This window comes from Pseudaquabacterium rugosum, assembly GCF_038066575.1.
Taxonomy (GTDB): domain Bacteria; phylum Pseudomonadota; class Gammaproteobacteria; order Burkholderiales; family Burkholderiaceae_C; genus Pseudaquabacterium; species Pseudaquabacterium rugosum.
In genome coordinates, this window is record NZ_JBBUTF010000013.1 from 169,001 (window position 1) to 182,640 (window position 13,640).

The following is a 13,640-nucleotide window of genomic DNA, read 5'->3' on the forward strand; positions in this document are numbered from 1 at the left end:
GTTCCCGCAGTGCGCAAGCGTCGGCTCTGATGTCCCGCCTGCGCCTGCGTGTCGACGAGAACACCCGACGCTTCACGCGTCGGCTGCATCGGCGCTACCTGCTGTTCACGCTGGGGCTGCTGCTCTTCGTGGGCTGCATGGCCCTGCTGGAGCGCGCAGGCTGGCCGCGCGCGGGCATCGGGGCGAGCTTTCTCATCGGCACGGTGCTGGTCTATGCCGGCATCGGGCTGATGAGCCGCACCACCGACGAGGCCGAGTACTACGTCGCCGGCCGTCGTGTGCCGGCGATCTACAACGGCATGGCCACGGCCGCCGACTGGATGAGCGCGGCCTCGTTCATCGGGACGGCCGGGGTGCTCTACCTCAACGGCTTCAATGCCCTGGCCTACATCCTGGGGTGGACCGGCGGCTTCTGCCTGGTGGCCGTGCTGCTGGCGCCTTACCTGAGGCGCTTCGGCCAGTTCACGATTCCCGATTTCCTCGGCGCACGCTATGGCGGTCATGCGCCACGTGTGATCGGTGTGCTGGCCACCGTGCTGGTCAGCTTCGTCTACGTCGTGGTCCAGGTCTACGGCGTGGGTCTGGTGGTCTCCCACCTGACGGGTTTCAGCTTCGACATCGGCATCTTCGTCGGCCTCGGCGGGGTGCTGGTGTGCAGCTTTCTCGGCGGCATGCGGGCCGTCACCTGGACCCAGGTCGCGCAGTACATCGTGCTGATCCTGGCCTACACCGCACCGGTGGTCTGGCTCGGCCTGCACCAGGGCGGGGGTCTGGCGCCGATGTTCAACTACCAGCGCCAGCTGCAGGTGGTCACCGCGCGCGAGGCCGAGCTGATGCGCGATCCGGCCGAACTGCAGGTGCGGGCGATCCATGCCCAGCGCGCCGACGAGGCCCGCCGCAAGCTGCGTGACGTGCCTGCGGCGATGGCCGCCGACACCGAACAGCTGGCGCGTGACATCGAGCGCATGCGAGCCGAGGACGTGCCCCTGGCCCAGATCCAGCGGGCCGAGCGGCGCCTCGAGCGCTTGCCGCGCACCGTGCCGACGGCGCGTGCCCAGTACGAGCGGGAGCTGGCCGTGGCGCTGCAACAGTCGCAGCCCTTGGCCGGTCTCGCCCGCCAGACCCAGCCGCCGGAGCCGGGCAGCCGGCTGAATTTCCTCGGGCTGGTGCTGTGCCTGATGCTGGGCACCGCCGCCATGCCGCACATGCTCACCCGCTACTACACGACCCCCTCCGTGGCCGAGGCGCGGCGCTCGGTGGGCTGGTCGCTGTTGTTCATCGTCGGGCTCTACATCAGCGCGCCGGCGCTGGCGGTGATGGTCAAGTACGAGGTCTTCACCCAGCTGGTGGGCACGTCCTACGGCAGCCTGCCGGACTGGGTCCACCGCTGGAGCAAGCTGGATCCGGCCCTGGTCAACTTCTCGGATGTCAACGGCGACGGGCTGCTGCAGTTGTCCGAACTGCGCTTGGGCGGCGACATGATCGTGCTGGCCGCGCCCGAAATGGGCGGGCTGCCGCTGGTGGTGACCTATCTGGTGGCCGCGGGCGGGCTGGCGGCGGCGCTGTCCACCGCCGACGGCCTGTTGCTGACCATCGCCAACGCACTGGCTCATGATCTGGTCTTCCGCACCGTGCAGCCGCCGCGCGCCAGCGCGATCCGGCGGGTGATGCTCAGCAAGATGATGGTGCTGCTGATCGCCTTGCTCGCGGCCTGGGTGGCCACGCTGCGCATCACCAACATCCTGCCCTTCGTCACCGCCGCGTTCTCTCTCGCCGCCTCGGCGTTCTTCCCGGCGCTGGTGATGGGCATTTTCTGGCGTGGCGCCAACCGTGCCGGGGCGGTCAGCGGCATGTTGGTGGGCACGCTGGCCTGTCTCGCCTGTCTGGCCTGCATGGTGCCTGCGCTGCGGCCCTGGTTGCCCTGGGCGCCGTGGATCGCCGGCGCCGGGCTCGAGCCCATGGTCGCCGGTGGCCTGCTGGGTGTGCCGTCGGGGGCGCTGACGCTGGCGCTGGTCAGCCTTGCCCGGGCGCAAGGGGCCTCGGGCGCTCCGGAGGTGGTGGACCTGCTGCGTCAGCCTCGTGGCGGGGCCCGTCAAAACCCGCTATAATCTTCGGTTTTCCTCTTGCTGCATCCGTCTGCGCGCGATTGGCGTGCGCAGTGTCTCGAGGTCCTGCTGACGCAAGGGCCGCCGGGCGCGGGCAGCTTCCGGCTTCCGGCCGGTGCCGTGCGATCGCACGGCGATGGCCGGGAGAGGGAAACCACAAGGAGTGTCCATGCGTCATTACGAGATCGTGCTGCTGGTCCACCCGGACCAGAGCGAGCAGGTTCCGGCCATGCTGGAGCGTTACAAGGGCATCGTCACCGCCAACGGCGGCACCGTGCACCGCGTCGAGGACTGGGGCCGCCGTCAACTGGCCTACCAGATCCAGAAGCTGGCCAAGGCGCACTACGTGTGCGTGAACATCGAGTGCAGCAAGGAAACCCTGGCTGAGCTCGAGACCGGCTTCCGCTACAACGACGCCGTGCTGCGCCACCTGACCGTGGCCAAGGACAAGGCCGAGACCGGCCCGTCCGTGATGATGAAGGCCGTCGAGAAGGAAGAGTCGCGCAAGGCGGCGGCTTCCTCGGAGTCGGCCAACTGATCGGCGACGCGACCGCAGCCCGGGCGGCGCGCGACGAACCGGCACGGCACAACCGGCTGGTCCTGAGCGCGCAGCTGCTCGAACGCGGCGCCCTGCGCTACACCCCTGCCGGCGTACCGGCCCTCGACGCGACGCTGCAACATGCCGCGTCGGTCGTCGAGGACGGACGCCCGCGCCAGATCTCCTTCGAGATCAAGGCGCTGGGCATCGGGGCCATCACGCAGGCGCTGGGCGCGCTGGCACTGGGTCAGGAGGCGGAGTTTTCCGGTTTCCTGGGCCAGACCCGCAACGGTCGCGGACTGCTGTTCCACATCACGCATCTGGTCGCGCATCCGATGCCGGCCAACGCCCTGTAATTTTCCAGATCCAAGAGGTTCCACATGGCACCCCCCCGTGGCAAAGGCAAGTTCTCCAAGGACCGCAAGCCCAAGCGCAACCAGCAGTCGCTGCTGTTCAAGCGCAAGCGCTTCTGCCGCTTCACCGTCGCCGGCGTCGAGTCGATCGACTACAAGGACATCGACGTCCTGCGTGACTTCGTCGGCGAGAACGGCAAGATCACCCCGGCCCGTCTGACCGGCACCCGTGCCTTCTACCAGCGTCAGCTGACCGTGGCCATCAAGCGTGCGCGCTTCCTGGCCCTGGTGCCGTACAGCGACAAGCACCGCGTCTGAAGGAGCGATTGACCATGCAAGTGATCCTGCTCGAAAAGGTCGCCAATCTGGGCAACCTGGGTGATGTCGTCAAGGTCAAGGACGGCTTCGCTCGCAACTTCCTGATCCCGACCAAGCAGGCGCGCCGCGCTACTGCGGCCGCGGTCAAGGAATTCGAAGCCCGTCGTGCGGAGCTGGAGAAGGCCGCCGCCGAGAAGCTCGCCGCCGCCCAGGGCGTCGGTGAGAAGCTGGCTGGCCAGACCCTGACCGTGGCCCAGAAGGCGGGCGTCGACGGCCGTCTGTTCGGCTCGGTGACCAACGCCGACGTCGCTGACGCGCTGAAGAAGCAAGGCTACGACGTGCCCAAGGCCCAGGTCCGCATGCCCAGCGGCCCGCTGAAGGCGCTCGGCGAGTTCCCGGTCCAGGTCGCGCTGCACACCGACGTTCTCGTCGAAGTCAGCGTCCACGTGGTCGCCGAGGCCTGATCGGTCTTCCGATCCGGCTCGTCCGACCGGCGGCGCGTCCTGCGCGCCGCCCCGACCCAAGGGTCGGCCCTCACGGGCCGGCCCTTTCGCATTTCTGGGTCTGCCGTGCTGTCCACGCCAGATCCACCGGAAGCCCACAGCCCTGTCCACAGGGCGTCCGGCCCGGTCGCCCTATGATCCACGTCTGACCTTGCCGCGCCACCCATGAACATCGCCTACCGCTCTCCGAACGCCGATGGATCGGCCCCGGCCGATGACGAGGTCGCGCGCCTGCGCATCCCGCCGCACTCCGTCGAGGCCGAACAGAGCGTGCTCGGCGGCCTGCTGATCGACAACATGGCCTGGGACCGGGCCGGTGACCAGATCAGCGACGGCGACTTCTACCGCTGGGAGCACAAGGAGATCTTCAACGCGATCGCCCAGCTGCTGGCCGCCAGCAAGCCGGCTGACGTGATCACGGTCTTCGAGCACCTCCAGCAGAGCGGCAAGCACGAGCAGATCGGTGGCCTGGCCTATCTGAATGCGCTGGCCCAGAGCGTGCCGAGTGCCGCCAACCTGCGGCGTTATGCGGAGATCGTGCGTGAGCGCGCCATCCTGCGCAAGCTGATCTCGGCTTCCGACGAGATCGCCACCAACGCCTTCAACCCGCAGGGCCGGCCGGTCAGCCAGATCCTCGACGAGGCCGAGGGCAAGATCTTCAAGATCGGCGAGGAGGGCTCGCGCAACAAGCAGGGCTTCATCGGCATCGACAAGCTGGCCATCGAGATCATCGACCGCGTCAACGAGCTGGCGGAGAACGGTGCCGAGGACGTCACCGGCGTGCGCACCGGCTTCTTCGACATGGACCGCATGACGGCCGGCCTGCAGAAGGGCGACCTGATCATCCTGGCCGCGCGCCCGTCGATGGGCAAGACCGCCTTCGCGCTGAACATCGCCGAGAACGTGGCGGTGCACGAGGGCCTGCCGGTGCTGGTCTACTCGATGGAAATGGGCGCGGCGCAGCTGGCGCTGCGGATGATCGGCTCGCTCGGCCGCATCGACCAGAGCAATCTGCGCACCGGCCGTCTGCGTGACGACGAGTGGGCCCGGCTGACCGAGGCGGTCGAGACGATGAGCAAGGCCCAGCTCTTCATCGACGAGACGCCGGCGCTGAACCCGGCCGAGCTGCGCGCGCGTTCGCGCCGCATGGCCCGCCAGTACGGCCAGCTCGGCCTGATCGTCGTCGACTACCTGCAGCTGATGAGCGGCACCAGCAAGAGCGAGGGCGAGAACCGGGCGACCGAGATCTCGGAGATCTCGCGCGGCCTGAAGGCCCTGGCCAAGGAGCTGCAATGCCCGGTGATCGCGCTGTCGCAGCTCAACCGCTCGGTCGAGACACGCACCGACAAGCGGCCGATGATGTCCGATCTGCGTGAATCGGGCGCCATCGAACAGGATGCCGACATCATCATGTTCATCTACCGCGACGAGTACTACAACAAGGAATCCAAGGAGCCGGGCATTGCCGAGATCATCATCGGCAAGCAGCGTAACGGCCCGGTCGGCACGGTGAAGCTGGCCTTCCTGAAGCCCAACACCAAGTTCGACAACCTGGCGCCGGGCGCGCTGGGCGGCGGCGAGTACTGACGCCCGCCCGGGCGCCGTCCGGCGCTCAGGGGTGCTGTTCAAAAACACAGTGTCCCGCTAGACTGCCGGCATGTCCGGCCGTCCACTGATTCCGTTGTCGCCGCTGCACACCGTGGTCAAGGGCCGCGGTGTGGCCTGGACGCAGGCCCATCGCCACGACAGTGTCGAACGCCAGCCCGAGGACGACGGCTGGGGCGCGCTGGAGCAGCGTCAGGCCGAACGCGAGGTCTGGCGGCCGCAGACCACGGTGCGCGATGAGCAGGTGCGCACCCTCATCAGCCGCAACGACTCCCCCGACATCGGTTTCGACCAGTCGATCAACCCTTACCGGGGCTGCGAGCACGGATGTGTCTACTGCTATGCGCGGCCCTCGCATGCCTGGCTGGGCCTGTCGCCCGGCCTGGATTTCGAGACGCAGCTGGTGGCCAAGGTCAATGCGGTCGATTGCCTGCGCGCTGAGCTGGCCCGCCCGGGCCATGTGCCGTCGCCGATCGCGGTGGGCACCATCACCGACGCCTATCAGCCGATCGAGCGCGAGCGTGGCCTGACCCGCGGCCTGCTGCAGCTGCTGGGTGAGTGCGCCCACCCGTACTCGGTGATCACCAAGTCCGCGGGCGTGGAGCGCGATCTGGACCTGATCGCGCCGATGGCCGCGGCCGGACGGGCGATGGTCCATGTCTCGCTGACCACGCTCGATCCGCTGCTGGCGCGGCGTCTGGAGCCACGGGCCGCCGCACCGCAGCGGCGCCTGCAGACCATCCGCCGGCTGAGCGAGGCCGGTGTGCCGGTGGGCGTCAGCGTCTCGCCGCTGATTCCCTTCCTCAACGAGCCGGAGCTCGAGCGCATCCTGGCCGCCGCCCGCGAAGCCGGGGCGCGCCATGCCTTCGGCATCGTGCTGCGCCTGCCCTGGGAGGTGAACCCGATCTTCCAGCAGTGGCTGCAGCAGCACTACCCTGAGCGCGCCGAGCGGGTGATGGCCCGTGTGCGCGAGATGCGCGGCGGTGCCGACAACGACGCGCGCTTCGGCCTGCGCATGAAGGGGCAGGGCGTCTGGGCCGAGTTGCTGCGCCAGCGCCTGCGCAAGGCCTGCGCGCGGCTGGGGCTGTCGGGTGAGCGCCTGCCGCTCGATGGCCGGGCCTTCCGGCCGCCGCCACGCCCGCAGCGTCCGGGCTCCCGGCCCATGTCGTCCGGCGTGGTGCCTCAGCCGCAGGCCGACCCTTCGCCGCAGTTCACGCTGTTCTGACGGCACGAGGGGCCCCGCAGGGCCCCTCAAGGTGGACGTCAGGCGCCTGTATCGGGCGCAGGGCACGCGGCCGTCAGGACCGCCGCGGCCATCCGCATCGTCGGGACCTTCGGCAGGCCCCGGCCCGCCTCACTTGAACAGGTCCTTGACCCGGTCCGTCCAGCTCTTGGCATTCGGCGAGTGCTTGTCACCGCCCTTGCGGATGGACTCGTCGAGCTCCTTGAGCAGCTTGCGCTGGTGCTCGGTCAGCTTGACCGGCGTCTCGACCGAGACATGTGCGTACAGGTCGCCCGGGTAGCTGGAGCGCAGGCCCTTGATGCCCTTGCCGCGCAGGCGGAAGGTCTTGCCGTGCTGCGTGCCCTCGGGCAGCTCGATCTCGGCCTTGCCGTTGAGCGTGGGCACCTCGATCGATCCGCCGAGCGCCACCGTGGTGAACGACACCGGCACCGTGCAGTGCAGGTCATCCCCGTCGCGCTCGAAGATGTCGTGCTCCTTGATGCGGATCTCGATGTAGAGGTCGCCCGCGGGGCCGCCATTGGTGCCGGGCTCGCCGTTGCCGGCCGAGCGGATGCGCATGCCTTCGTTGATGCCGGCGGGGATCTTCACCTCCAGCGTCTTCTGGCGCTTGATCTTGCCGGCGCCGTTGCAGGCGGTGCAGGGCTCGGGAATGATCTTGCCGGTGCCGTGGCAGTGCGGGCAGCCCTGCTGGATCGAGAAGAAGCCCTGGCGCATGTGCACCGAGCCCGAGCCGCCGCAGGTCTGGCAGGTCTTGGGGCTGGTGCCGGGCTTGGCGCCGGTGCCCTTGCAGGTGTCGCAGCCGTCCCAGGTCGGGATGCGGATCTGCGCTTCCTTGCCGTGGGCGGCTTCCTCCAGCGAGATCTCCATCGCGTAGCTCAGATCGGAGCCGCGGTAGACCTGCGGGCCGCCCGCGCCACCGCCGCCGCGCCGGCCGCCGTTGAAGATGTCGCCGAAGATGTCGCCGAAGGCCTCGGCGAAGCCACCGAAGCCCTCGGCGCCCGGACCGCCGCGGCCCATGCCGGCATTCGGATCGACGCCGGCATGGCCGTACTGGTCGTAGGCCGCCTTCTTCTGCGGGTCGGAGAGCATCTCGTAGGCCTCCTTGGCCTCCTTGAATTTCTCCTCCGCCGCCTTGGCCCCGTCACCCTGGTTGCGGTCAGGGTGGAACTTCATGGCCAGCTTGCGGTAGGCCTTCTTGATCTCGTCCTCGCCGGCGGTCTTCGCCAGGCCCAGGATCTCGTAGTAATCGCGCTTGGCCATCGTGTCGCTTCTCTGCACGTGGGAAAGAAGACGCCGCGCGGGGCGACCGTGACCCGTTGCGGGGCCCGGCCGCCCGTGCGCGGCGCTGGGGTGTCACGGGCGGCGGCCCGGCGGGCCGGCCGCGCCGTGACGGCGCGGAATCACTTGCGGACTTCCTTGAACTCGGCGTCGACGACATTGTCGTCGGCCGGCTTCGCCCCGGCGGACGCCCCGGCGGCACCGGCCGCGCCAGGCTCGGCCTGCGCGCCCGCGCCGGCGGCACCGGCGGCTGCCTGGGCCTCGGCGTACATCTTCTCGCCCAGCTTCTGGCTGGCGGTCATCAGGATCTCGGTCTTGGCCTCGATGTCGGCCTTGTCGTCACCCTTGAGGGCTTCCTCGACATCCTTCAGCGCGGCCTCGATCTTCTCCTTCTCGCCGGCGTCGAGCTTGTCGCCGTGCTCGGCCACGCTCTTCTTGACCGAGTGGACCATCGCGTCGGCCTGGTTGCGGGCCTGCACCAGCTCCAGCTTCTTCGCGTCCTCGGCGGCGTTGGCCTCGGCGTCCTTGACCATCTTCTCGATCTCGGCCTCGCTCAGGCCCGAGTTCGCCTTGATGGTGATCTTGTTCTCCTTGCCGGTGCCCTTGTCCTTGGCGCCGACGTGCAGGATGCCGTTGGCATCGATGTCGAAGGAGACCTCGATCTGCGGGATGCCGCGCGGGGCCGGCGGGATGCCTTCGAGGTTGAACTCGCCCAGGCTCTTGTTGCCCGAGGCCATCTCGCGCTCGCCCTGGTAGACCTTGATCGTCACGGCCGGCTGGTTGTCGTCGGCGGTCGAGAACACCTGCGCGAACTTGGTCGGGATCGTGGTGTTCTTCTTGATCATCTTGGTCATCACGCCGCCGAGCGTCTCGATGCCGAGCGACAGCGGGGTGACGTCCAGCAGCAGCACGTCCTTGCGGTCACCCGAGAGCACCTGGCCCTGGATGGCGGCACCGACGGCCACGGCCTCGTCGGGGTTGACGTCCTTGCGCGGATCCTGGCCGAAGAACTCCTTGACCTTGTCCTGCACCTTGGGCATGCGGGTCATGCCGCCGACCAGGATCACGTCGTCGATGTCCGAGGCCTTGATGCCGGCATCCTTGATCGCGATGCGGCACGGCTCGATCGTGCGCTCGATCAGCTCGTCGACCAGGGCTTCGAGCTTGGCGCGCGTGAGCTTGATGTTCAGGTGCTTCGGGCCGGTCGCGTCCGCCGTGATGTAGGGCAGGTTGACGTCGGTCTGCGACGAGTTCGACAGCTCGATCTTGGCCTTCTCGGCGGCTTCCTTCAGGCGCTGCAGGGCCAGCACGTCCTTGGTCAGGTCGACGCCGGACTCCTTCTTGAACTCGCTGATGATGTAGTCGATGACGCGCTGGTCGAAGTCCTCGCCGCCGAGGAAGGTGTCGCCGTTGGTCGACAGCACCTCGAACTGCATCTCGCCGTCGACATCGGCGATCTCGATGATCGAGATGTCGAAGGTGCCGCCGCCCAGGTCATAGACGGCGATCTTGCGGTCGCCCTTGCCGTGCTTGTCCAGGCCGAAGGCCAGGGCCGCGGCGGTGGGCTCGTTGATGATGCGCTTGACGTCGAGACCCGCGATGCGGCCGGCGTCCTTGGTGGCCTGGCGCTGGGCGTCGTTGAAGTAGGCCGGCACCGTGATGACGGCCTCGGTCACTTCCTCGCCGAGGTAGTCCTCGGCGGTCTTCTTCATCTTGCGCAGCACTTCGGCGCTGACCTGCGGCGGGGCCATCTTCTTGCCGCGCACTTCCACCCAGGCGTCACCGTTGTCGGCCGCGGCGATGGCATAGGGCATCAGGTTGATGTCCTTCTGCACTTCCTTCTCGGTGAACTTGCGGCCGATCAGGCGCTTGACGGCGTACAGCGTGTTGCGCGGGTTGGTCACGGCCTGGCGCTTGGCCGAGGCGCCGACCAGCACTTCACCGTCTTCCTGGTAGGCGATGATCGACGGCGTGGTGCGGGCGCCCTCGCTGTTCTCGATCACCTTGGTCGAGTTGCCTTCCATGATGGCCACGCACGAGTTCGTGGTGCCCAGGTCGATGCCGATGATCTTGCCCATGTGTGTGCTCCTGGATGAGGAAAATTCGCTTGTTCTGGAGGTGTGGCTGCCGGCCGGGTTTTCAAGGGGCCGGCATGGCCTGTGCTTGGACGGCGTGCAGCCGCGCGCTCACTTGGGCGCAGCGACGGTCACCAGGGCCGGGCGCAGCACGCGCTCGGCGATCAGGTAGCCCTTCTGCAGCACCATCACCACGGTGTTCGGATCCTGTTCGGCCGGCACCATGCTGATGGCCTGGTGCTGGTGCGGATCGAACTTCGTGCCGGCCGGCGGGTCGATGGCGACCACCTTGTTGCGCTCGAGTGCGCTGCTGAGCTGGCGCAGCGTGGCCTGCACGCCTTCCAGCACGGTCTTCGCGTCGGCGTCGGGCTGGGCGAGCGCGGCCTGCAGGCTGTCCATCACCGGCAGCAGGTTCTCGGCGAAGCCTTCGACGGCGAAGCGCCGCACCTTGCTCACCTCTTCGTCCGCGCGGCGGCGGGCGTTCTCGGCCTCGGCCTTGGCGCGCAGATAGGCATCGGCGACCTCGGTGTGCTTGGCCTCGAGCTCGGCATAGCGCTGCGCCAGATCCGGTTCGGCCGGGGCGGCAGTCTCGGCTGCAGGCGGCTCACCGAGCGGGTTGGCGTCGGCGGGGATGGGGGGGATCGTGGACTCCGGCGTCGTCATGTCGGGCTGCGGGTTGGATTTCTTGAAGGGGTTGAACACGGTTCAGGCGGGGACATGGGGCGCAGGCCCCGGATTTCAAGACCCCGCCGTGACGGGGGAGATGCGGGCCGCCGCCCTGCCGGGATGGTCTGGGCCGGACGGCGTCTGGTCAGTCGTCGCCCGGCGGCCGGGCGTCGTCGATCGAGGCGCTCCAGCGTTGCCAGTCGTGCTGGCTGCGGGTGATCTCGCGCCGGTCACGCTTGGTCGGCCGGCCGTGGGCGATGGCGAGCGCCGGCTCGGCCGCCAGGCGTCGGGCCTCGGCGGCCTGGGTGCGGGCGAGCAGGCTCTCGGCCGTTTCCTCGTAGAGCATCTGTGCCACCGGCGCCGGGCCGCGCACCGCGCTCAGGGCCCGCACCCGCACCGTCCGGGCCGGACCGCCGGGCTGGCGCAGCTCGATCTGGTCGCCCGGGCGGGGTTCGCGCGAGGCCTTGGCAGCCTGGCCGTTGATGCTGATGCGGCCCTTGTCGATCTCGTCGGCCGCCAGCGAGCGGGTCTTGAAGAACCGGGCCGCCCACAGCCATTTGTCCAGGCGCACACCGGCCGGTGTGTCGTCCGGGGTCCGGTGGTCAGGGCGGCGCGTCTTCGATGGGCCAGTCATGGGGCGCCATTGTCGACGATGGGCAGCAGCACCTCGGCGTCCAGTCCGGTGGTGTGGGCGGGGTCTGCCGGCCGGGGCCCTGGCGGGCCGCCGGTCACCGGCCACGATGGGGCGGCGTCCGTGCCCACGGCGTGGCCGCGGTTGCACAGGCTCAGCCGCCCGCCCAGCGTCTGCACGATCTCGTGGACGATCGCGAGTCCGAGGCCCGATCCGCCCGGGCTGGCGGCGGCACCGAAGGGCTGGAACAGGCGCGGCCCGAGCGCCGGATCGATGCCGGGGCCGTCGTCGGCGATGCACAGGCGCAGGCGGGCGCCGTCGCTGGTGAGGCGGCGCGACAGGCTGACCCGCAAGCCGCCACCGACCGGCGTGTGACGGATCGCGTTGTGCAGCAGGTTGCGCACCAGCTCGCGCAGCGCCCACTCATGGGCCTGCACGCAGGCACCGGTGGCGTCGGCCGCGATGTCGAGCTCGAAGTCGAGCTCGCGGTCGGCGATCAGGGCGGCGAGGTCCAGGGCGACGGCGCGCACGTCCTCGGCCCAGGGGCGTGGCCCGCCGTCGGGCTGGTGGCGCAGCTGTTCGACCTTGGCCAGTGCGAGCAGCTGGTTGGCCAGACGGGTGGCCCGGTCCACGGTCAGCGCGATCTCGGCCAGGGCCTGTGCCGGGGGCAGGTCGCCGCGCCGGGCGGACTGCACCTGGGCCTTGAGCACGGCCAGCGGCGTGCGCAGCTGGTGCGAGGCGTCGCGCACGAAGCGTTTCTGGTGGGCCAGCAGATGGGCCAGGCGGCCCATGAGCTCGTTGGTCGCCTCCAGCAGGGGCTGCAGTTCGCGCGGCGCCGCGGCCACGTCCAGTGGCGCGAGGTCGTTCTCGGCCCGGTCGGCCAGGTGGCGGGAGATGCGGCGCACCGGCCGCGTCGTGCGCTGGACGACCCAGATCACCACCGCACCGATCACCGCCAGCAGCAGGGCCTGGCGCCACAGCGTGTCCAGCAGCATCTGGCGCGCCAGCGTGTGGCGCAGCTCCAGGGTCTCGGCCACCTGGATGGTGGCCACGCCCACGCCGCCCTGGCCGGCCACCGGCTGTAGCAGCACGGCCATGCGCACCGGTTCACCGCGGTAGCGGGCATCGATGAAGTCCACCAGGGCCGCGTAGGGGCCCTGGCGCGGGATGTGGCCCTGCCAGCGCGGCAGGTCGTCATAGCCCGACACCAGCTCGCCGTGGAAGCCGCCGACGCGGTAGAAGAGCTGGCTGCGGTTGTCGGCCTCGAAGGCCTCCAGTGCGGAGTAGGGCACGGTGGCTACCAGACGCGCGCGACCGTCCCGCTGCTCGACGGTCAGTTGCTCGCCGATGGTCTTCGCCGAGGCCAGCAGCGTGCGGTCGTAGGCCGTGTCGGCGGCGCGCAGGGCCTGGGCATAGAGGCTGACCGTGTTGAGGCCGACCAGCAGAGCCACCGGCAGCAGGATGCCGATCAGCAGCTGGCCGCGCAGCGAGGCGATGGTGCGGACACGGGCCGCGCCGTCGGCGTCGTCAGCCGGCATCGCCATCGGCTTTCAGCAGATAGCCGAGGCCGCGCAGCGTGACCAGGCGGGCACCGGTGTCGGCCAGGCGCTTGCGCAGCCGGTAGGCCACGACCTCGATGGCCTCGAGCTGGACCTCGTCCTGGCCGGGGAACACCAGCTCGAACAGCCGCTCCTTGGCCACCGCCTGGCCCGGCCGGGCCAGCAGCGCGCGCAGCAGCGCGGCCTCGCGCGGGGCGAGCTCCAGCGCGCTGCTGTGCCAGTAGACGGCGCCGCTGTCGGCATCCGCGCGCAGGCCGCAGAAGGCGGGTGGCAGGTCGGGCGCGCCGGCGCGTCCCGGTGCGGCGGGGCCACCGGTCGCCCCCGGGCCCGTGCGTGCGGGCTGGCGCCGGGCCAGTGCACGCACGCGGGCTTCGAGCTCGTCGAGGTCGAAGGGCTTGGGCAGGTAGTCATCGGCGCCGGTGTTCAGCCCCAGGATGCGGTCACCGACCGTGCCGCGGGCCGTCAGGATGATGACGGGCGTGGTCAGCCCTTCGGCGCGGGCATCGCCCAGCACCTGCAGGCCGTCGCGGCCGGGCAGGCTGAGGTCCAGCAGCACGACGTCGGGCACGCTGGCACGCCAGCGGTCGAGCGCGCGGGCGCCATCGGCACAGGCGACGACCTGCAGCTGGCGGCGTGCAAAGGTGCGCACGAGCGTGGCCTGCAGGTCCGGATCGTCCTCGATCAGCAGCAGTTTGAGCATGGTGGCCGCGCATCATGCCAGCCTCGGCGTTCAGGGTTTCCCAGGGGGCTCTGGACAGCCGACTGA

12 protein-coding genes and 1 pseudogene are annotated in these 13,640 nt (G+C 69.6%); 7 read left to right on the forward strand and 6 right to left on the reverse strand.

Going from position 1 to position 13,640, the window contains the following annotated elements:
• Window positions 1–29: 29 nt before the first annotated feature.
• The 7 genes from AACH11_RS15255 to AACH11_RS15285 all read left to right on the forward strand — a co-directional run bounded on the left by AACH11_RS15255 (window position 30) and on the right by AACH11_RS15285 (window position 6,647).
• On the forward strand, window positions 30–2,108 hold the full coding sequence (locus tag AACH11_RS15255; RefSeq protein WP_341375093.1) for a VC_2705 family sodium/solute symporter: 2,079 nt from the start codon (window positions 30–32) through the stop codon (window positions 2,106–2,108).
• 166 nt (window positions 2,109–2,274) lie between these two features.
• On the forward strand, window positions 2,275–2,643 hold the full coding sequence (gene rpsF / locus AACH11_RS15260) for a 30S ribosomal protein S6 (RefSeq protein WP_341375094.1): 369 nt from the start codon (window positions 2,275–2,277) through the stop codon (window positions 2,641–2,643).
• A 62-nt stretch (window positions 2,644–2,705) separates the two neighbouring features.
• The gene (gene priB / locus AACH11_RS15265) at window positions 2,706–2,999 is read left to right on the forward strand and encodes a primosomal replication protein N (RefSeq protein ID WP_341375131.1); all 294 of its coding nucleotides are present in this window, start codon (window positions 2,706–2,708) and stop codon (window positions 2,997–2,999) included.
• 24 nt (window positions 3,000–3,023) lie between these two features.
• Window positions 3,024–3,314, forward strand: a complete 291-nt coding sequence (gene rpsR / locus AACH11_RS15270) for a 30S ribosomal protein S18 (protein WP_341375095.1) — start codon at window positions 3,024–3,026, stop codon at window positions 3,312–3,314.
• A gap of 14 nt (window positions 3,315–3,328) precedes the next feature.
• Window positions 3,329–3,778 (forward strand): 50S ribosomal protein L9, encoded by a 450-nt coding sequence (gene rplI / locus AACH11_RS15275; RefSeq protein ID WP_341375096.1) that lies wholly within the window; start codon window positions 3,329–3,331, stop codon window positions 3,776–3,778.
• Window positions 3,779–3,982: 204 nt separating this feature from the next.
• A complete protein-coding gene (gene dnaB, locus AACH11_RS15280; protein ID WP_341375097.1) occupies window positions 3,983–5,404 on the forward strand; it encodes a replicative DNA helicase in 1,422 nt (473 codons plus the stop codon).
• A gap of 70 nt (window positions 5,405–5,474) precedes the next feature.
• Complete coding sequence (locus AACH11_RS15285) at window positions 5,475–6,647, forward strand: PA0069 family radical SAM protein (RefSeq protein ID WP_341375098.1); 1,173 nt, start codon at window positions 5,475–5,477, stop codon at window positions 6,645–6,647.
• A 129-nt stretch (window positions 6,648–6,776) separates the two neighbouring features.
• On the opposite strand, the gene dnaJ is transcribed toward AACH11_RS15285, so the two are convergent.
• The 6 genes and pseudogenes from dnaJ to AACH11_RS15315 form a co-directional block, all read right to left on the reverse strand.
• Window positions 6,777–7,925, reverse strand: coding sequence for a molecular chaperone DnaJ (gene dnaJ, locus AACH11_RS15290; protein ID WP_341375099.1), 1,149 nt, complete (start codon window positions 7,923–7,925; stop codon window positions 6,777–6,779).
• 140 nt (window positions 7,926–8,065) lie between these two features.
• A pseudogene (dnaK, locus tag AACH11_RS15295) lies at window positions 8,066–10,039 on the reverse strand (molecular chaperone DnaK); the annotation flags it as partial.
• 90 nt (window positions 10,040–10,129) lie between these two features.
• Window positions 10,130–10,681: a nucleotide exchange factor GrpE gene (gene grpE / locus AACH11_RS15300; RefSeq protein WP_423228757.1), complete on the reverse strand. Its 552-nt coding sequence runs from the start codon at window positions 10,679–10,681 to the stop codon at window positions 10,130–10,132.
• Between the two features lie 148 nt (window positions 10,682–10,829).
• Window positions 10,830–11,318, reverse strand: a complete 489-nt coding sequence (locus tag AACH11_RS15305; protein ID WP_341375102.1) for an RNA-binding S4 domain-containing protein — start codon at window positions 11,316–11,318, stop codon at window positions 10,830–10,832.
• Entirely contained in the window at window positions 11,315–12,859 is a 1,545-nt protein-coding gene (locus AACH11_RS15310; RefSeq protein ID WP_423228750.1) for a sensor histidine kinase, read from the reverse strand. The genes AACH11_RS15305 and AACH11_RS15310 overlap by 4 nt, the downstream gene beginning before the upstream one ends.
• Window positions 12,843–13,574 (reverse strand): response regulator transcription factor, encoded by a 732-nt coding sequence (locus tag AACH11_RS15315; RefSeq protein WP_341375104.1) that lies wholly within the window; start codon window positions 13,572–13,574, stop codon window positions 12,843–12,845. The genes AACH11_RS15310 and AACH11_RS15315 overlap by 17 nt, the downstream gene beginning before the upstream one ends.
• Window positions 13,575–13,640 lie beyond the last annotated feature (66 nt).

Excerpts from the sequence above, each read along its gene's own strand:
- grpE (WP_423228757.1), bottom strand. The coding sequence starts at position 10,681 with ATGACGACGCCGGAGTCCACGATCCCCCCCATCCCCGCCGACGCCAAC.
- dnaB (WP_341375097.1), top strand. The coding sequence starts at position 3,983 with ATGAACATCGCCTACCGCTCTCCGAACGCCGATGGATCGGCCCCGGCC.
- AACH11_RS15285 (WP_341375098.1), top strand. The coding sequence starts at position 5,475 with ATGTCCGGCCGTCCACTGATTCCGTTGTCGCCGCTGCACACCGTGGTC.
- AACH11_RS15310 (WP_423228750.1), bottom strand. The coding sequence starts at position 12,859 with ATGGCGATGCCGGCTGACGACGCCGACGGCGCGGCCCGTGTCCGCACC.
- rpsF (WP_341375094.1), top strand. The coding sequence starts at position 2,275 with ATGCGTCATTACGAGATCGTGCTGCTGGTCCACCCGGACCAGAGCGAG.
- AACH11_RS15315 (WP_341375104.1), bottom strand. The coding sequence starts at position 13,574 with ATGCTCAAACTGCTGCTGATCGAGGACGATCCGGACCTGCAGGCCACG.
- rplI (WP_341375096.1), top strand. The coding sequence starts at position 3,329 with ATGCAAGTGATCCTGCTCGAAAAGGTCGCCAATCTGGGCAACCTGGGT.
- dnaJ (WP_341375099.1), bottom strand. The coding sequence starts at position 7,925 with ATGGCCAAGCGCGATTACTACGAGATCCTGGGCCTGGCGAAGACCGCC.
- AACH11_RS15305 (WP_341375102.1), bottom strand. The coding sequence starts at position 11,318 with ATGACTGGCCCATCGAAGACGCGCCGCCCTGACCACCGGACCCCGGAC.
- rpsR (WP_341375095.1), top strand. The coding sequence starts at position 3,024 with ATGGCACCCCCCCGTGGCAAAGGCAAGTTCTCCAAGGACCGCAAGCCC.
- AACH11_RS15255 (WP_341375093.1), top strand. The coding sequence starts at position 30 with ATGTCCCGCCTGCGCCTGCGTGTCGACGAGAACACCCGACGCTTCACG.